Annotated in this window: 19 protein-coding genes; 8 read left to right on the top strand and 11 right to left on the bottom strand. The window is 68.4% G+C overall.

Features of this window, described 5'->3' with window-relative positions; all coding sequences use genetic code 11:
* Positions 1–3: 3 nt before the first annotated feature.
* From DTA22_RS11305 to hrcA, 3 genes are all read right to left on the bottom strand, one after another.
* Positions 4–765: a 16S rRNA (uracil(1498)-N(3))-methyltransferase gene (locus DTA22_RS11305; RefSeq protein ID WP_112299474.1), complete on the bottom strand. Its 762-nt coding sequence runs from the start codon at positions 763–765 to the stop codon at positions 4–6.
* A gap of 2 nt (positions 766–767) precedes the next feature.
* Complete coding sequence (gene dnaJ, locus DTA22_RS11300) at positions 768–1,919, bottom strand: molecular chaperone DnaJ (RefSeq protein ID WP_005247937.1); 1,152 nt, start codon at positions 1,917–1,919, stop codon at positions 768–770.
* Between the two features lie 85 nt (positions 1,920–2,004).
* On the bottom strand, positions 2,005–3,048 hold the full coding sequence (gene hrcA, locus DTA22_RS11295; RefSeq protein ID WP_005247940.1) for a heat-inducible transcriptional repressor HrcA: 1,044 nt from the start codon (positions 3,046–3,048) through the stop codon (positions 2,005–2,007).
* 209 nt (positions 3,049–3,257) lie between these two features.
* Here hrcA and DTA22_RS11290 point away from each other — a divergent pair, with 209 nt between their 5' ends.
* The gene (locus DTA22_RS11290) at positions 3,258–3,575 is read left to right on the top strand and encodes a type II toxin-antitoxin system VapB family antitoxin (protein ID WP_005261240.1); all 318 of its coding nucleotides are present in this window, start codon (positions 3,258–3,260) and stop codon (positions 3,573–3,575) included.
* A gap of 3 nt (positions 3,576–3,578) precedes the next feature.
* On the opposite strand, the gene hemW is transcribed toward DTA22_RS11290, so the two are convergent.
* Positions 3,579–4,802: a radical SAM family heme chaperone HemW gene (gene hemW / locus DTA22_RS11285; RefSeq protein ID WP_112299473.1), complete on the bottom strand. Its 1,224-nt coding sequence runs from the start codon at positions 4,800–4,802 to the stop codon at positions 3,579–3,581.
* Between the two features lie 128 nt (positions 4,803–4,930).
* Here hemW and DTA22_RS37135 point away from each other — a divergent pair, with 128 nt between their 5' ends.
* The 6 genes from DTA22_RS37135 (at position 4,931) to DTA22_RS11255 (ending at position 10,607) form a co-directional block, all read left to right on the top strand.
* Positions 4,931–5,032, top strand: coding sequence for an Ms4527A family Cys-rich leader peptide (locus DTA22_RS37135; protein WP_368681006.1), 102 nt, complete (start codon positions 4,931–4,933; stop codon positions 5,030–5,032).
* Positions 5,033–5,152: 120 nt separating this feature from the next.
* Positions 5,153–6,874: a nitrite/sulfite reductase gene (locus DTA22_RS11275; protein WP_037226452.1), complete on the top strand. Its 1,722-nt coding sequence runs from the start codon at positions 5,153–5,155 to the stop codon at positions 6,872–6,874.
* Positions 6,838–7,578 carry a phosphoadenylyl-sulfate reductase gene (locus DTA22_RS11270; protein WP_052032826.1) on the top strand — a complete coding sequence of 247 codons (741 nt, stop codon included), beginning with the start codon at positions 6,838–6,840 and terminating at the stop codon, positions 7,576–7,578. The genes DTA22_RS11275 and DTA22_RS11270 overlap by 37 nt, the downstream gene beginning before the upstream one ends.
* Positions 7,575–8,528 carry a sulfate adenylyltransferase subunit CysD gene (gene cysD, locus DTA22_RS11265; protein ID WP_112299472.1) on the top strand — a complete coding sequence of 318 codons (954 nt, stop codon included), beginning with the start codon at positions 7,575–7,577 and terminating at the stop codon, positions 8,526–8,528. Before DTA22_RS11270 ends, cysD begins: the two co-directional genes overlap by 4 nt.
* A gap of 2 nt (positions 8,529–8,530) precedes the next feature.
* Positions 8,531–9,847 (top strand): sulfate adenylyltransferase subunit 1, encoded by a 1,317-nt coding sequence (locus DTA22_RS11260; protein WP_007299491.1) that lies wholly within the window; start codon positions 8,531–8,533, stop codon positions 9,845–9,847.
* A 4-nt stretch (positions 9,848–9,851) separates the two neighbouring features.
* On the top strand, positions 9,852–10,607 hold the full coding sequence (locus DTA22_RS11255) for a sirohydrochlorin chelatase (protein WP_112299471.1): 756 nt from the start codon (positions 9,852–9,854) through the stop codon (positions 10,605–10,607).
* On the opposite strand, the gene DTA22_RS11250 is transcribed toward DTA22_RS11255, so the two are convergent.
* The 7 genes from DTA22_RS11250 to DTA22_RS11220 form a co-directional block, all read right to left on the bottom strand.
* Positions 10,543–11,592, bottom strand: a complete 1,050-nt coding sequence (locus DTA22_RS11250; RefSeq protein ID WP_112299470.1) for an aminotransferase class I/II-fold pyridoxal phosphate-dependent enzyme — start codon at positions 11,590–11,592, stop codon at positions 10,543–10,545. The genes DTA22_RS11255 and DTA22_RS11250 overlap by 65 nt on opposite strands.
* A 1-nt stretch (position 11,593) precedes the next feature.
* Positions 11,594–12,616, bottom strand: coding sequence for a 3-oxoacyl-ACP synthase III family protein (locus DTA22_RS11245; protein WP_112299469.1), 1,023 nt, complete (start codon positions 12,614–12,616; stop codon positions 11,594–11,596).
* Between the two features lie 3 nt (positions 12,617–12,619).
* Positions 12,620–13,279 (bottom strand): SRPBCC family protein, encoded by a 660-nt coding sequence (locus DTA22_RS11240; protein WP_112299468.1) that lies wholly within the window; start codon positions 13,277–13,279, stop codon positions 12,620–12,622.
* Positions 13,276–14,988: a thiamine pyrophosphate-binding protein gene (locus DTA22_RS11235; protein WP_112299467.1), complete on the bottom strand. Its 1,713-nt coding sequence runs from the start codon at positions 14,986–14,988 to the stop codon at positions 13,276–13,278. Before DTA22_RS11235 ends, DTA22_RS11240 begins: the two co-directional genes overlap by 4 nt.
* A 187-nt stretch (positions 14,989–15,175) precedes the next feature.
* Positions 15,176–15,934: an anti-sigma factor family protein gene (locus DTA22_RS11230; RefSeq protein ID WP_112299466.1), complete on the bottom strand. Its 759-nt coding sequence runs from the start codon at positions 15,932–15,934 to the stop codon at positions 15,176–15,178.
* Complete coding sequence (locus DTA22_RS11225; RefSeq protein WP_037226414.1) at positions 15,931–16,437, bottom strand: sigma-70 family RNA polymerase sigma factor; 507 nt, start codon at positions 16,435–16,437, stop codon at positions 15,931–15,933. Before DTA22_RS11225 ends, DTA22_RS11230 begins: the two co-directional genes overlap by 4 nt.
* 121 nt (positions 16,438–16,558) lie before the next feature.
* On the bottom strand, positions 16,559–16,960 hold the full coding sequence (locus DTA22_RS11220; RefSeq protein WP_112299465.1) for a DUF1801 domain-containing protein: 402 nt from the start codon (positions 16,958–16,960) through the stop codon (positions 16,559–16,561).
* 164 nt (positions 16,961–17,124) lie between these two features.
* Between DTA22_RS11220 and DTA22_RS11215 the strand changes: the two genes are divergently transcribed.
* Entirely contained in the window at positions 17,125–17,985 is an 861-nt protein-coding gene (locus tag DTA22_RS11215; RefSeq protein WP_112299464.1) for a universal stress protein, read from the top strand.
* Positions 17,986–18,147: the final 162 nt, after the last annotated feature.

The following is an 18,147-nucleotide window of genomic DNA, read 5'->3' as shown; positions in this document are numbered from 1 at the left end:
CAGTCAGGCTAGCGGGGCCGCGCCCCAGCGGTCCGTGAGGACTCCGATGGCGCCCAGCGCGACGGCGGCGGCGGTCGAGGTCCGCAGAACGTGCGGGCCGAGCAGCACCGGGACGGCGCCGGCGTCCGTCAGCGCGGCGATCTCCTCCTCGGAGATACCGCCCTCCGGACCGACGACGAGCACGATCTCGGCCGCCGAACGCAGCGGCAGCTCGGCGAGGCCCTGGGTGGCCGCCTCGTGCAGCACGGCGACGACGCCGCCCCGGCCGACCACCTCACGGACGACGGCGAGCATTCCCGCGGTGCGGTGCAGTTCCGTCACGTCGGGGACGATCGCCCGCCGGGACTGCTTGGCGGCGGCGAGCGCCGCGCTACGCCAGCGAGCGACACCCTTCGCGACCTTGGGGCCCTCCCACCGCGCCACGCATCGCGACGACTGCCACGGCACGATCGCGTCGACGCCGGCCTCGGTGGCCAGCTCGACCGCCAGCTCGGACCGCTCCGCCTTCGGGAGCGCTTGCACCACAGTCACACTCGGGGACGGTGCCGACACCTGACGACGCTCGTGAACGGTGAGTTCGAGCCGGTCCTTCCCGGCCGCCGTCACCTCGGTGTCGGCGAGACCACCCCGGCCGTCGGCCAGCACGATCCGCTCCCCGACACCGATCCGGCGCACCGTCGCGGCATGCCTGCCCTCCGGACCGTCCAGGACCGCGGTGCTCCCCACCTCGGGCAGCGGGTCGAGGAAGAAGACCGTCGCCGCCACGGTCAGCGACCGCTGAACGCTTCACGCAGGCGTGAGAACAATCCGCCGCTGTGCTGCGACTGGGTGGAGACGACCTCGGCGACGTCGCGGTCGCGGAGGTCCTTGAGTTCGCGGAGAAGCTTCGTCTCCTTGTGGTCGAGGCGCGACGGAACCACGACCTCGAGGTGCGCGTGCACGTCGCCGCGGATGCCGGAACGCAGCTTCGGCATGCCGTGCCCGCGCAGGACCGTCACCGATCCCGGCTGGGTTCCCGGCTCGATGGTGATCTCCTTGGGCCCGTCGATGATCGTGTCGATCGTCACGGTGGTGCCGAGGGCGGCGTCGATCATCGGAACCCGGATCGTGCAGTGCAGGTCTTCGCCGTCGCGCACGAACACCTCGTGTGCCTGCTCGACCACCTCGACGTACAGGTCGCCTGCCGGTCCGCCACCGGGGCCGACCTCGCCCTGCGCGGCGAGCCGGATCCGCATTCCGCCTGCGACGCCCGCGGGCACCTTGACCGTGATGTCGCGGCGGGCGCGCACCCGGCCGTCGCCGCCACACTTGTGGCAGGGGTCGGGGATCGTCTCGCCGGCGCCGCGGCAGGTGGGGCACGGCCGTGACGTCATGACCTGGCCGAGGAACGAACGCTGCACCGACTGGACCTCGCCCGCACCGCCACAGGTCTCACAGCGCACCGGCTTGGAATCGCCGTTGGTGCCCGCACCGGTGCAGCTGTCGCACAGGATCGCCGTCTCGACGGTGACCTGCTTGCTCACGCCGGTCGCGCATTCCGCCAACGTCAGCCTGGTGCGCAGGAGGGAATCGGCGCCCGGCTGGACGCGGCCGCGCGGCCCGCGGCCTGCACCGCCTCCGCCGCCGAAGAACGCTTCGAACACGTCGCCGAGGCCGCCACCGAAACCACCGCCGAAGCCGGCACCGCCTCCGCCGCCACCCGAGGAGAGGGGGTCGCCGCCGAGGTCGACGATGCGACGCTTCTCCGGATCCGACAGCACCTCGTAGGCCGTCGAGATGTCCCGGAACCGGGCCTGCGCCGCCTCGTCGGGGTTCACGTCGGGATGCAGTTCCCTCGCAAGCTTGCGGTACGCGCGCTTGAGCTCCTGATCGGTCGCCTTCTGATCGACGCCGAGCGTTGCGTAGTAATCCCGTGCCACGTTGAGTCTCTCGTCCTTCTCTACTTCGTTATCTCGCTACCGGTACGTGTGCTCGCCCACGGCGGCGGTGTCGCCGGGCCGGCCGTCACCGCTCGGCGAGCACCTGGCCGATGTATCTCGCAACGGCTGCCACCGACGCGATTGTTCCCGGATAGTCCATTCGGGTGGGTCCGAGGACGCCCATTCCGCCGAGCACGGTGCCTGCCGCACCGTAGCCGGTCGAGATGACGGAGGTGCCACGCATCTGCTCCACCTGGGTTTCCTCACCGATCCGCACCGTCACGGTGCCCGCGTCCTGCGTGGCGGCGAGCAGCTTGAGCACCACCACCTGCTCCTCGAGCGCCTCGAGGACCGCACGCAGCGAACCGGGGAATCCGCTGATTCCCGAGAAGTCGGCGGCGTTGCGGGTCAGGTTCGCGGTGCCGCCGAGAACCAGCCGCTCCTCGGGATGCTCGACGAGCGTTTCCACCAGCACGGTGGCCGAACGGATCACGGCATCGCGCAGATCCTCCGGGGCCTCGTCGGCGAGTTCCGAGACGGCGATGGACGCCGCCGCCAGCCGCTTACCGTCGAGGGCGCCCCCGAGCAGTCCGCGCAGCCGCGCCAGGTCCTGGTCGTCGAGCACGTCGCCGAGTTCGACGATGCGCTGATCCACTCGGCCCGAATCGGTGATGAGCACGAGCAGCAGACGGGCCGGTGTCAGCGCGACCACCTCGAGGTGCCGGACCGACGACGCCGAGAGTGTGGGATATTGCACAACCGCGACCTGGCGTGTGAGTTGCGCGAGCAGGCGCACACCGCGCCGGAGAACGTCGTCGAGGTCGACCCCGGACTCGAGGAAATCGAGGATCGCGCGCCGCTCCGCCGTCGACAGCGGCTTCACGTCGGCGATGCGGTCGACGAATTGCCGGTAACCCTTGTCCGTGGGAACGCGGCCGGAGCTCGTGTGCGGCTGGGCGATGTAGCCCTCGCTCTCGAGGAACGCCATGTCGTTGCGGACCGTCGCACTGGAAACACCCAGGTTGTGCCGCTCGACCAGCGCCTTCGATCCCACCGGCTCCTGGGTCGAGACGTAGTCGGCGACGATGGCGCGGAGAACCTCGAACCGTCTGTCGTCCGTACTCGACATCGCCGTCCACCTCCAGTTCTCGATCATCACGAGCAGCGGCGTCACCGAACCTGCGTTCGGATCGGCCGCCACATCCCCTGAGCTACGTGCAGTTGCACGTGCATCTCGGCTCGGTCCAGTCTAATCGTCGCGCCGCCGATACCGGTTCAGGCCTTACTGTGGTGACCGGAGACGGGCAGAGGCAACGACCACGGGCGGATGACGAGGCGATGATTTTCAAAGGTGTCATGGACGGCAAGCCGTACCCGGACCACGGGTTGTCGCTGCGCGACTGGTCCAAGATCCCACCCCGGCAGGTGCGGCTCGACGAGATCGTCACCACGACCAAGGTTCTCGAGCTCGACCGGCTGCTGTCGGAGGACTCGACGTTCTACGGCGACCTGTTCCCGCACGCGGTCCAGTGGCACGGGGTGCTCTACCTCGAAGACGGCCTGCACCGGGCCGTGCGCTCGGCTCTGCGGAACCGCGTCGTGCTGCACGCCCGCGTCTTCGACTACGACGAGATGCCCGGCATCGTCACGGCCTGACCGCTAGCGCAGCACCGTCCGGACCACGGCGTCGGCGAGGAGCCGCCCACGGTCGGTCAGCACCAGGTGCTCGCCCTCGCGCACCAGCAGTCCGTCGGCCACCACCGTCTCGGCCGCGCGCTGCTCCGCGGCATCCAGTTCCGCCACCGGAAGTCCCGTCCGCAGCCGCGCGGTGAGCATCACCCGCTCGACGTGGACGTCCTCCGTGGTCAGCTGCTCGCTTCCACCGACAGGCAGGCTTCCCGCCGCCAGCTGGTCCGCGTAGCGCGCCGGATGCTTGACGTTCCACCAGCGCACTCCGCCGACGTGGCTGTGCGCGCCCGGCCCGGCGCCCCACCAGTCCCCGCCGTCCCAGTACCCCAGGTTGTGCCGGCAGCGTGATTCCCCCGTCGCGGCGTCACCCGATGCCCAGTTGGAGACCTCGTACCAGGTCAGGCCCGCGTCGGCGAGCCGAGCGTCGATGCGCTCGTACCGCGACGCCAGGACGTCGTCGTCGGGCGCGGGCAGTTCGCCGCGGCGCACCTTCCTCGCCAGCGCGGTGCCGTCCTCGACGATCAGTGCGTAGGCGGACACGTGGTCCACCCCGGCGGACAGCACCGCGTCCAGCGAGAGGTCGAGGTCGGCGTCGCGCTCCCCCGGAGTTCCGTAGATGAGGTCGAGATTGACGTGCTCGAACCCGGCTGCCCTCGCCTCCTGCGCCGCCGCCACGGCACGTCCCGGTGTGTGGGTGCGGTCGAGCACCTTCAGGACGTGCTGCGCCGCCGACTGCATGCCCAGCGAGATTCTCGTGAATCCACCCGCACGCAACTGCTCGAAGAACTCCGGCGACGTGGACTCGGGGTTCGATTCGGTGGTCACTTCGGCGCCCTTCGCGAGCCCGAAACTCGAGCGGACCGCACCGAGGACGTCCGACAGTCCGTCGCCTCCGAGGAGTGACGGCGTGCCGCCGCCGACGAAGACGGTGTCGACGGCCGGGGCGCCCGTCATCTGCGCGGCGAGGTCGAGTTCGCGGCGCAACCCCTCCATCCACGACTGCGGCGACGCCGACGTCCCCAGCTCACCTGCCGTGTACGTGTTGAAATCGCAGTATCCGCAGCGTGTAGCGCAGAAAGGCACGTGCACGTAGATCCCGAACGGGCGGCTCCCCACACCTGCCAGCGCACTCCCGGGCAGCGCGAATGCCGCCGCCTCGTCGCGACCGACCGTGGTAGTGCTCGTTCCGTTCACCCTTCCAGTGTCCATGGTCGGCGGCCTGCGCTCCCCACCCGACCGTCGCGGGCCCCTCCTCGTGATATTTCCCGCAAAAATGGTGGAAATCGGTGCCCGGCTCTGCGTGAGCGATCTGACGTGGCACAATGGTCGGCATGACCGGACCCGGAGTGCGACTTGTGGCGCGTCGTCACGTCGATCTCAAGCGCGTCTGCAGCTGTTGTTGTCTGCCCTGTATCGCGCAGTAATTCAGCCTGTCAGCCCGTTCATCATTCTTCTCGACTTCCGGCCGGATTCGAATGCCCCGAGCGAGGACCAGCCCTCCTCCTCGGCCTCAGCCGGTGCATCTTGAGATTCAGGAGTGCTCCATGACGTCGACCACCGACGCCTCCCCCGCTGCCGTCGACGCAGCACCCGCGCGTACGCGCACGGCGAAGCCGGCCCGGCGACGTGCCGAAGGCCAGTGGGCCCTCGGTTACCGCGAGCCCCTCAATGCCAACGAGCAGGCCAAGAAGGACGACAACCCGCTCAACGTCCGGGCCCGCATCGAGAACATCTACTCGAAGCAGGGTTTCGACAGCATCGACAAGGGCGACCTGCGTGGCCGTATGCGCTGGTGGGGTCTCTACACCCAGCGCGAGCAGGGTTACGACGGCACGTTCACCGGTGACGAGAACATCGACCTGCTCGAGGCCAAGTACTTCATGATGCGGGTCCGCTGCGACGCCGGCGCCCTGAACGTCGAGCAGCTCCGCACCATCGCCGGGATCTCCACCGAGTTCGCGCGCGACACCGCCGACCTCTCCGACCGCGAGAACGTCCAGTACCACTGGATCGAGGTCGAGAACGTCCCGGAGATCTGGAAGCGCCTCGAAGGTGTCGGCCTCAAGACCACCGAGGCGTGCGGTGACTGCCCCCGCGTCGTCCTGGGTTCACCGCTGGCAGGCGAGTCGCTGACCGAGGTCCTCGACCCGACTCCCGCGATCGACGAGATCGTCCGCCGCTACATCGGCAAGCCCGAGTACTCGAACCTGCCGCGCAAGTTCAAGACCGCGATCTCCGGTCAGCAGGACGTGGTGCACGAGATCAACGATGTCGCGTTCATCGGGGTCAACCACCCCGAACACGGTCCCGGCCTCGACCTGTGGGTCGGCGGCGGACTGTCCACCAACCCGATGATGGCGCAGCGGGTCGGTGTCTGGGTGCCGCTCGACGAGGTTCCCGACGTGTGGGAGGCCGTCGTGTCGATCTTCCGCGACTACGGCTACCGCCGGCTGCGGAACAAGGCCCGCCTGAAGTTCCTGATCAAGGACTGGGGCATCGAGAGGTTCCGCGAGGTCCTCGAAACCGAGTACCTGAAGCGCAAGCTCATCGACGGCCCCGCGCCGGAGAAGCCCACCCGCCCGATCGACCACGTCGGTGTGCAGAAGACCCGCAACGGTCTCAATGCCGTCGGCGTCGCCCCCATCGCGGGCCGCGTGTCGGGCACGATCCTGGCCAAGGTCGCGGACGCCGCGGAGCGCGCCGGAAGCGACAAGATCCGCTTCACGCCGTACCAGAAGCTGATCATTCTCGACGTCGCCGACGACAAGCTCGAACAGCTGATCGCCGACCTGGACGAGGTGGGCCTGCCCGCGCGTCCGTCGCACTGGCGCAAGAACCTGATGGCGTGCTCGGGCATCGAGTTCTGCAAGCTGTCGTTCGCGGAGACGCGGAAGCGCTCGCAGGTTCTCGTCCCCGAACTCGAGCAGCGGCTCGCCGACATCAACGCGCAGCTCGACGTGCCGATCACGATCAACATCAACGGCTGCCCGAACTCCTGCGCCCGCTCGCAGATCGCCGACATCGGGTTCAAGGGGATGCTCGTCGACGACGGCGAGGGCAACCAGGTGGAGGGCTTCCAGGTCCACCTCGGTGGCAGCCTCGGATTCGATTCGGCCTTCGGCCGGAAGCTCCGCCAGCACAAGGTCACCAGCCTCGAACTCGGTGACTACATCGATCGCGTCGTCCGCCACTTCGTGAAGCACCGCAACGAGGGTGAACGCTTCGCGGAATGGGTCGTCCGCGCAGACGAAGGAGACTTGCGTTGAATCTCGCCACAGCCACCCAGGACGACCTTCGGCTCCTTGCCGCGCAGGGCGCGGCAAGCCTCGAGGGTGCCTCCGCGCACGAACTGCTGCGGTGGACGGAAGAGACATTCGGAAGCGACTACATCGTCGCCTCGAACATGCAGGACGGCGTTCTGGTGCACCTCGCCGCCCAAGTCCATCCCGGCGTGGACGTGCTGTTCCTCGACACCGGCTACCACTTCGCGGAAACCATCGGCACCCGCGACGCCGTCGAGCAGGTGTACGGCGTCAACGTGATCAACGCGCGGGCCGAGGCGAGCGTCGCCGAGCAGGACGCGGCGGAGGGCAAGGATCTGTTCGCCCGCGAACCCAACCGGTGCTGCGCACTGCGGAAGGTCGCCCCGCTGAAGAAGACCCTGTCCGGCTACAAGGCGTGGGTCACCGGTATCCGGCGAGTCGAGGCGCCCACCCGCGCCAACGCCCCCCTGATCTCGTTCGACGACGCGTTCGGTCTGGTGAAGATCAATCCGATCGCCGCGTGGTCCGACGAAGACATGCAGTCCTACATCGACGAGCACTCGATTCTGGTGAATCCGCTCGTCGACGAAGGCTATCCGTCCATCGGGTGCGCTCCGTGCACCAGCAAGCCAGCCCCCGGCAGCGATCCGCGCAGCGGCCGCTGGGCCGGTCAGGCCAAGACAGAATGCGGGTTGCACGCCTCATGACCATCGACATCTCCACTTCCCTCGCCGAATCCGCCCTCCGGCCGCAGTTGGACGGGGCGCAGTTCGACACGCTCGACGCGCTCGAGTCGGAAGCCATCCACATCTTCCGCGAGGTCGCGGGCGAATTCGAACGCCCGGTGATCCTGTTCTCCGGCGGCAAGGACTCCACGGTGCTGCTGCACCTGGCGATCAAGGCGTTCTGGCCCGCACCGCTGCCGTTCGCGCTGCTGCACGTCGACACCGGACACAACCTTCAGGAAGTCCTCGACTTCCGCGATCACGTCGTGTCCACGTACAACCTGCGCCTGCACGTGGCGAAGGTCGAGGACTACCTGGCCGACGGCCGGCTCACCGAGCGCCCCGACGGGATCCGCAACCCCCTCCAGACCGTTCCGCTGCTCGACGCCATCGCCGAGAACCGTTTCGACGCCGTCTTCGGTGGCGCTCGACGCGACGAGGAGCGGGCCCGGGCCAAGGAGCGCATCTTCTCGCTGCGCAACAGTTTCGGCCAGTGGGACCCGAAGAAGCAGCGCCCCGAACTGTGGAACCTGTACAACGGCAAGCACTCCCCCGGTGAGCAGGTCCGCGTCTTCCCGCTCAGCAACTTTACCGAACTCGACATCTGGCGGTACATCGCCCGTGACAACGTCGAACTGGCCAGCATCTACTACGCGCACCAGCGCGAGGTGTACCAGCGCGACGGCATGTGGATGACGCCCGGCGTGTGGGGCGGACCGTCCGAGGGTGAGGACCTGCAGACGCTGTCGGTGCGGTACCGCACCGTCGGCGACGGGTCCACCACGGGCGCAGTTCTTTCCGAGGCCGGCGACAACGAGGCGATTCTCGCCGAGGTCGCAGCGTCCCGGCTGACCGAGCGCGGCGCAACCCGCGGCGACGACCGAGTTTCCGAAGCGGCCATGGAAGACCGCAAGCGAGAGGGCTATTTCTGATCATGAGCGACCTCCACGTGCGTAGCCCGCGAAGCACGCAGTTGCTTCGGCTTGCCACCGCCGGCAGTGTGGACGACGGCAAGTCGACCCTCGTCGGCCGTCTGCTGTACGACACGAAATCGGTTCTCGCCGACCAGATCGACGCCGTCACCCGGGCATCGGTCGACAAGGGGCTGTCCACCCCCGACCTGTCGCTGCTGGTCGACGGCCTGCGCGCGGAACGTGAACAGGGCATCACGATCGACGTGGCGTACCGGTACTTCGCGACCCCCCGCCGCTCCTTCGTCCTCGCCGACACTCCCGGGCACGTGCAGTACACCCGGAACACGGTGTCGGGCGCGTCCACCGCGCAGATGGTGATCCTGCTGGTCGATGCCCGCAAGGGTGTCATTTCCCAGACGCGCAAGCACGCCGCCGTTCTCGCGCTGCTCGGCGTCCCCAAGCTGGTGCTGGCCGTCAACAAGATCGACCTCGTCGAGGATCCGGCGACCGTGTTCGCGAACATTTCGGCGGAGTTCAACTCGCTGACCAGTTCGCTCGGCTGGGCGTCCGAGGACGTCGTCGAGATCCCGGTGTCGGCCCTGCACGGCGACAACGTCGCGGTGCGTTCGGAGAACACCCCGTACTACGACGGCCCCACGCTCATCGAGCACCTCGAGTCGGTGCCCGTCGACGCCGAACCCCACCGGGTCGGTCTCCGCTTCCCCGTCCAGTACGTGATCCGTCCGCGAACGGCGGAGTTCCCGGACTACCGCGGGTACGCCGGACAGGTCGCCGCGGGTGAGGTGACCCCGGGTGACGAGGTCGTGATCCTGCCGTCGGGTGTCCGCACCACGGTCACCCGCATCGACACCGCGGACGGCGAACTCGACAGCGCCCACGCCGGCCGCAGCGTCACTCTCGTGCTGGCCGACGACGTCGACGTCTCCCGCGGCGACGTCATCGCCTCCCCCGCCGACGCCCCGGAGCCGCTCGGCGAATTCGACGCGACGGTCTGCTGGCTGGCCGAGAAGCCGCTGCGTCCCGGCGCGCGCCTGCTGCTCAAGCACGGCACCCGCACCACGCAGGCCATCGTCGGCACGCTCGTCGAGCGCTTCAACGAGCAGGAGCTCACCTCGGAGCCCAGCCCGGAGTCGTTGGAACTCAACGAGATCGGCAAGATCTCGGTGCGTGTCGCCGAGCCGATCGTCGCGGACGACTACACCGTGAACCGCCACACCGGCAGCTTCCTGCTGATCGATCCGGCCGGCGGCAACACGCTCGCGGCCGGCCTCGTCGGAGATGCCATCGCAGCGGTGGAGCTCGGCGAGCGCGTCTAGTGCGATGACCCCGCTGATCGCTGTCGCCCACGGCAGTCGCGACCCCCGCAGTGCGCGGGTGGTGGCGGCTGCCGTGTCGGCGCTCCGGGCGAAGCAGCCGGACCTCGACGTCCGCCTGTGTTTCCTGGACCTCAACGCACCGTCCGTGGACCAGGTGATCGACGCGGTCGCCGCCGAGGGGCATTCCTCCGCCGTCGTGGTTCCGATGCTGCTGGGCAGCGCGTTCCACGCACGCGTCGACCTTCCGGCACTCCTCGACGCCGCCCGCCTCCGCCACCCCCACCTGCACGTCCGGCAGGCCGACGTACTCGGTCACGATGCGCGGCTGGTCGAGGCCGTCCGTGACCGTATCGGCGAGGCCGGCGGTTCCGCCGGCGAGTCCGGTCTCGGGGTCGTCCTCGCCGCGGTCGGCTCCTCCGACCCGGCCGCGAACGACCGAACCCGCGAGCTGGCCGGATCGGTCGTCGCGGGCACCCGTTGGTCGGGAGCGGTGACGTGTTTCGCGACGTCGGCGGAACCGACAGTGCAGCAGGCGATCTCGACGCTGCGGCAGGCCGGGGCCGAGCGCATCGTGATCGCACCGTGGTTCCTGGCTCCGGGACTGCTCACGGACCGGTTGAGCCGTTCGGCGGAATCGTGCGGACCCGGCCTCACCTACGCGGCCACCATCGGACCGCACCCCCGGCTCCTCGACGTCATGCTCGACCGGTACTCGCAGACCCACACCGAGCTGCAGCGGTACCGGGCACTGTCGGCCTGAGCGCATCGATCACCGCACGCCCGGCGTCCGGGTTCCCGACCGCTATCCGGGCGTCACCATTGGGGTAGGTGCGCGCGTGGATGCCGGCGCGGGCCAATGCGTCACCGACCGCCTCTCCGGGGATGTACAGGAAGTTGGCGTGACTGCGCGGGACCGGAATTCCCGCCGCCCTCACCGAGCGCCACAGTTCGTCACGTTCGGCGACGATGGCGGCCACCCGGGCACGCAGCTGGCCCTCGGCGGCGTACGACGCCGTGACCGCGGGAACGGCGGCGCCGCCCATCCCGAACGGCAGTTGCAGCGTTCGAATCGTCCGCGCCAGAGCCGCATTCGCGAAGCCGAATCCGATACGCAACCCGGCCAGACCGTACGCCTTGGAGAACGTTCGCAGGAACACGACGTTCGGATGTTCGGCGATGATGCGATGCACGTCCAGGGCCAGTCGGCGGTCGACGAACTCCACGTAGGCCTCGTCGAGGACGACGACCACCCGTTCCGGCACACGCCGGAGGAATTCCGCCAGCTCGGCGGTGCCGACGAGGGTTCCGGTGGGATTGTGCGGGCGGCAGACGACGACGAGCCGGGTGCGGTCGTCGATCGCGGCCGCCATCGCGGCCAGATCCTGCCCGCCGTCCGGGAGAATCGGGATCGGCACCGCGTCGAGTGCCGCGATGCGCGCCATGATCGGGTACCCGTCGAACGTCGGGGCGGTGAACACGATCCGCTGCCCCGGCCCGGCGACGGAGCGCATGATCTGCAGTGCGACGCCGGTCGCACCGGCGCCCACCACCACCTGATCGGCGTCGAGCCCTTCGTGATCCGCAATGACCTCGATCAGCCGGTCGGGCAGGAACTCCGGATACCGATGTGCCCGGCGCATCACACCGTCGAGCGCGTCGAGCACGGAGGGCAACGGGGCGAACGGGTTCTCGCTCAGCGCGAGATCGAATCTCACACCGGGTCCCGCGAGGGTCGGGGTGGTCATCTCACACCCCCGCCGGGGCGGCGCCCCATCGGATCGCCCCGGCCCCGGCGAAGTCGCCGGCATGGGCGAACGCGGACATCATCACCAGCGAGCCGTTGGGGATGCGGCCTGCCCGGTTCTCGAGGTCGAGGGTGACGGGGATCGCGGCGCCGAACAGGTTCCCGCATTCGTCGAACGTGTCGGGGTGTCGTTCCGCCGGGAGCTCGAGTGCGTCCCGCCAGTTGCGGAGAAACAGCCGGTTGGGCTGGTTGGTGACCAGGGTGTCGATCTCGTCGGTGGTGATGCCGATCTGCTTGCACACCGCGAGTGCCACTTCGGGGACGAGCCGGTTCCCGCGGGCGAAGACCTTCGCGATCCTCGATTCGGTGAACCCGATGTGCAGTTGGCCGGTTCCCGCCTCCCAGTACTTGCGAGGCGGATCGACGGCGGCCGTCATGTCCCCGGCGAACTCGGGGTAGGTCCGGCATTCGAGCCCGAGCACCGGCGCGGCCTCCGACTTCACGAGCAGGCACGCGCCCGCGCCGTCACCGGGCACCGCCGACTGTGCCAGCGCGCGCACGTCCGATTGCGTGAAGATCTGGCCCGCACTGTTCTGCACCGACACGATCAGGGCGGTCGACGCGTCACCGGTCTGCATGATCTGACGTGCCAGTTTGATCATGTACACGAACGACGCGCAGCCGCCGTTGTGCAGGTCCACCACCCAGTCCGGGGTGATTCCCATCCGGCGCGCGAGTTCCCCGCCGGTGCCCAGGATGGGGACGTCGGGCAGCTGGGTGTGGGTGATGAGAATGTCCACGTTGGACACGAGTTCGGCGCCGTTCCGCTCGACCAGTGGGGCGATCGCACGTTCCGCCATGTCGACGGCGTTCTCGTCGCTCGCGATGTGGTGGCGGAATTTCGGCGCCCGGAACATGATGTTCTCGGCGAGCCGATCGGACGCGGCGAATTGGGCGAAATAGTCTGCTCCCACCCGGTTCTCGGGCAGGTAGCCGGCAATGTCGATCAGGCTGACGGTGTCCATGTCTCACTCACTCATCCAGGTCGGGGTCACGGGCAGGTCGTTCGCCCACCGGTATTCGCAGATCGCCTTGAGATTGCTCATCTCGAGTTGGTGTCCGGCGGCGAACATGTCCCAGAAGTCGCCCACCCACGGAACCCGGTCCGCGGGAGCGGTCTCGGGGTAGGGATTGTCGTCGTAGAACGGATGGTGGCAATTGGTCCACAGCACGACCGATCCGTCGACGTCCAGGACCGTGCGCGCGTCCACCACGCGCATCAGATACACCATCCACAGGTGTTTGCCCTGGTCCCAGGCACAGTGATAGTCGACGGTCATCGCGGCCGGGTGTGCCACGGTGCGCGTGTAGATCTCGGTCGTGTCGCCCAGGCGGTCGTACGCGAGCCACAGCCCGGGTTCACCGGCCGGGGTGAATCCCCGGAGGCTGTACGTCCATTCCTCGAGGCTGCGCGTGTCGGAGAGGTACCGGAACACCTCGTCCGGCGGGCAGTCGATGTATTCGTTGACAGTGCAGTACTTTCCGAACACCTGGTCGTGCGGATACACGGACCTCAGCATGTCCATGATGATCGGTGTCGTCGCCTGACGGTCGGAGGTCTCGATGCGGACGAGGCCGGGCAGGTCGGCGGGAAGGTCGGGCAGCGGGGCGATCTCTCGAGCGGTCATCGGCGGGCTCCTTCTCGGGATTCGGATCTCTCGGTCGGGCGTCGTGCGGGCAGGAACGGCAGGAACGGCGGCAACTCGTCGGCGTCGCAGGCGACTTCGATGACAGCGGGCCCCGCCGAGTCGGCCGTGGCCCGGAGCGAGTCGGCCAGGCCGGCATGCGTGTCGACCGTGTGGGACGGCAAGCCGGGAAACAGTGCGCCGACTCCCGCCGCGATGTGTGCGGGACGAAACCGGCTGTAGGTGTAGGTGCCCTCGAAGTACACCTGCTCGCGGGTCAGGCACATCGCGTGGGCGTTGTTGTTGAACACGACGAACGTGACCGGCACGTCGTACTCGACCGCCGTGTGGATCTCGAGCCCGTGCGCGTAGAACGCACCGTCGCCGGCGATCACGAACGTGCGGCGGCCGCGCGAGAAGGCGGAACCGATCGCGGCGCCGAACGTGTAGCCCATCCCGCCCATTCCGAGCGCCACCACGAACCGGCCTCCGGCGGTAACCGGAAGGTGATGCACCACAGCGGCACCCGTGTTTCCTGCGTCCGCGAACACATCGGCGCCCGTGGGCATCACCGCGGCGAGCGCCTTCACCGCGTCCGTGTAGCGCAGACCCGACGTGCCGGACGGCGGCACGTCGATCGGGGTCGGATCGCACTGCGCGACGGGCGGACGCGTCGCCGCCGGTCCGATCTCGGCGACGAGCCCACACAGTGTCGCCCGCAGATCCCGCGTCGACACGTGATGGGTCTGGAGATACGGCGTCGCCGAACCGACGCTGTACACCAGCGTCTTCTCGAGCACCGCATCGAGACCTCCCCGTGCCATCACCGGCAGTCGCGTGCCGACGAGCAGGCAGACGTCGGAATCCTGCAGTGCGTCCACGACATCCGGATTCCCCATCGCGCCGGTGACCCCGAGCCGCCCGGGCGCCGCAGGATCGAGCACGTCCCTCGCGTCGGGCGTGACGGCCACCCGGGCACCGAGCACGTGGGCGAGTTCCGCGAGTTCCGTTCGCGCGCCGGCTCGCGCGACCTCGTCGCCGGCGATGACGGTGATGCGTCCGTAGTCGTCGCGCAGCGCTTCGGCGAGCCGCGTGAGGTCCGTCGTGGTGGTGCGGGGTGTGGTCGTGACCGATCGGCGCGGTTCCGGGAACTCGCCGATCGCCTGCTGAACGTCCTTCGGCAGCAGGAGAACCGCCGGTCCGCCGCGGCGCGCGGCGGCGAGCGCCTCGGCGAGCTGGCGTGCGAGGTCGAGCGGCGAGTCGACGCGCGCGCAGTACACGGATACCTCACCGAACAACCGGGACGCATCGATCGACCCCGCCAGTCCACTCGTGTCCTGGAATGCGCCCATCCCTTCCAGCGTCGTCGGCGGTTGCCCGACCAATGCCAGGATCGGCACACGGGACGCGAATGCCTCACCGAGACCGGCGATCACATTGAGCGCACCCCCGCCCGACGTCGCGGCGACCACACCGATCCGGTTCGACGTCCTGGCATACCCGTCGGCCATCGTCGTCGCCGAGAACTCGTGTTTGGCGACGACGCCCTCGACGTCGCGGGAGCGGTGCAGCGCGTCGTACAGATCCTCGATGTTCGCGCCTCCCACTCCGAAGACGTGCTCGATACCCTCTGCGGCCAGCGCCGCGACGATGTAGTCGGCGACGCGCATGTTCCGACCGGTTTTCCGTGGCTCGTGATCCGTGAGATTCATCGGCAGACCCCCGTGTCGTGGATCGGACGGGGCGACCTACGGTCACCCACTGGATATACACACGAACCACGGACCGGTCGGGTTCACCGGTGGCAGAACATTTTTCCGGAAACGTTCGTGACGAACGAAACACGGCGGTGAAGCGTGCAGCGGGTACGAAAACCGACCCGACTCCCTGGCGGCCCGCTCACAACGCCGTGGTCAGCAGTACCTGGTGGTCGTCGTCGGATCGGACGTCGATGCTCGCGATCGCGTCGACGGGCAGGCTGGTGGTGGCTGTGGGCCGCACCGTCCTGCCTGCCTCACCGGTCCAGGTGGCCAGTGTGGTCACGACTCCGGAACGATCGGTGACGGTCAGCGCGTACCCCTCGGTGTCGGCGCCGTAGCGACCGTCGCCGGGCCACGTGTCCTCGTAGGAGCACTCGACGAAGATGACCGTACCCCAGGACGTCGACGCGATGGACGCGCTCGCCGTGATCGTCGTCGGGACCACGGGTGTGAACACCGCCTCGGTGGTGTTCGCGGGATTCGGGACGGGCATGGCCGTGACCGGGGCGGACGGGGTCCGGTCCTGCATGACCAGCACCCCGACGGGGACGGCGACGGCGACCACGGCGGCCGCCGCGGCGAGGGCCGTTGCCGCTCGCCGGTAGCGTCTGCGCCGCTGCACCGTGCCGACCAACTGGGTCAGTACACGCGGTGCGGGCGGCTCCTCGTCCTCGGACGCATCGGTCCCGGACAGCGTGCCGAACGCCTCTTCCGGTGTGATCAGGGCCAGCAACCCGGGCATGCCCGCCAATTCGGACACGGCCTGCGAGCACCGCGCGCAATGGGCGAGGTGCGCCTCGTACTCGCGCCGATCACTCGGGGACATCGCGCCGAGCACGTAAGCGGCGTCCCAGCGGACGTAGGGATCCTCGTGCGACTCGAAGTCGTCGAACGTCATCGGGTCACCCCCATTTCCTGCAGAGCCAATCGAAGGGCCCGCAATCCGTAATGCATGCGGGATTTCACCGTTCCCTCCGGTATTCCGAGTTCGTCGGCGATCTGGTGGGTGGACATTCCCCGGTAGTAACCGAGAACGAGGACCGCACGATGGTCGGGGCTGAGCCGGGCCAGCGCATCACCCATCATCCAGGCGTCGAGTGCGCCGTCCGAGCTGTCCGGGGCGGCGCGCTCGGGTGTGGAGCTCATCCCGACCTCACGCTGGGAGCGTGCGCTGCGGTGCTCGTCGAACACGAGGTTCCGGGCGACCGTGAACAGCCACGCCCGCGCCGACGACTCCGACTGGTCGAGCACGTTCGGATGCTTCCAGGCTCGCAGCAGTACCTCCTGCACGATGTCCTCGGCGCGGGCGCGGTCGCCGGTCAGCCGCAGGGCATACCGCCACACTGCGGGGGCATGCTCTTCGTACAGGGCGTGCATCAGCTCGGTCTGGGCATCCGCCATCGGTCACCACCTCCCAGCAGTACACACGGTTCACCCGCGCCTCCGGTTCACCGTGCCACCGAAACACGGGAAAACCCCAGGTGAACCGGGTCGCGGCGGCCGAAAACCCTTGGCCCGTACTTTAGGAGGTGTTCAGGGCCACGGCGGCGTGGACGAGCGCCTGGAACGCCTTCTCGTCGATCGTGTCGCCCTCGTGGAGATCGATGGCACGCCGGGTGTTGCCTTCGAGACCGGAGTTGAAGAGGCGGGACGGGTCGTCCAGCGACGCACCCTTGGCGAACGTCACCTTCACCGCATTCTTGTACGTCTCACCGGTGCAGATCATTCCGGCGTGCGACCACACCGGCACCCCTCTCCACTTCCACTCCTCGACGACGTCGGGGTCGGCCTTCGTGACGAGGGCGCGGATCCGGCCGAGCGTGTCGCCCCGCCAGTCACCCAGCTCCTCGATGCGCGCATCTATCAACTGCGAGGGAGAGTCGCCTCCGCCTCCCACTTCCGAGCCGCTCGTCCGCTTCTTCATGGTTGCCTGCTCCTTCTGGCTGTCGTCGCTCGCGGGTCACTCGAGTATCCCGCGGTCCACGTCGATCGCATCGAGAACGCGGCGGGATCGGCTGCCGACCGATTTACCTCTGGCGCGTCGCTGCCGACCTGGACCAAACTGGAATGGAGGTGAGGAGCACCCCCATGAGCACAGCACGGATTCGACGCGGCATCGTGGCAGGCATCGACGGATCGGACGGCGCGCTGGAGGCGGCGGCGTGGGCTGCATCCGCCGCGAAGCGCTTCGAGGAGCCGCTGCGCCTCGTCCACGTGGTACCCAAGCATCCGAATTCCGAGGACGGTCATCCCGAGGGCGATGAGTTCCTCGACGCCGCCGAGCGCATCGTCCTCGACGGGCAGCAGGACCTGGAGGTGGAGCGCAGTACCCACCCCGGTCCGCCCGCACACGCGTTGGTGGAACTGTCCAAGACAGCCCGGATGCTGGTTCTCGGGCCCGCGGCCACAAGTGAGATGAAATCGGTGGTTGCCGGTTCCGATGTCGTGCGCGTGTCGAATCGAGCCGAATGCCCGGTCGTCGTCTGGCGCGGCATCCAGGGCCACGAGGTCAGCGAAACCCGCCCCGTCGTGGTGGGTGTGGACGGCAGCGAACTGAGCGACATGGCGGTGGCCCACGCGTTCGAGTTCGCGGCGTTCTTCGGCGCTCCCCTCGTCGCGGTGCACACGTGGGCCGAGCACTCCACCCTCGGTGCGTGGTACTCGGAGGAACGACGCTTCACCGATTGGTCCGATCTGGTCCAGCACGAGGAGGCCTGGCTCGCCGAGAGCCTCGCCGGGTGGCACGAGAAGTACCCCGATGTCGAGGTCACGCGCTGCCTCGAGCGTGGTGGGCCGATGAAGGTGCTGCTCGAATACTCGTTCGGCGCGCAGCTGATCGCCGTCGGCAGCCACGGGCGAAATCCGTTCACCGCGTCGATCGTGGGCTCGACGAGCCAGAGCCTCATCCACCACGCCCGGTGCCCGGTGCTCATCTGCCGAAAAGGCTGAACACGGCAGCGTTCGTTTCACTCTTTCGATCAGCCTGATTCATATTCACCCGACGCGGCGCCATTCCCCGGGCGAGGAGTGAACCGAGTTCACTCGCCAGAAAACTGTCTCTACCTGCCGAATTACGAGCATCGTAGCGCCGATATCGACGACTCACACGCA

Origin of the sequence: Rhodococcus wratislaviensis (genome assembly GCF_900455735.1) — a bacterium.
In the GTDB taxonomy this organism is placed as follows: domain Bacteria; phylum Actinomycetota; class Actinomycetes; order Mycobacteriales; family Mycobacteriaceae; genus Rhodococcus_F; species Rhodococcus_F wratislaviensis.
This window is presented reverse-complemented; position numbering and strand designations above follow the sequence as displayed.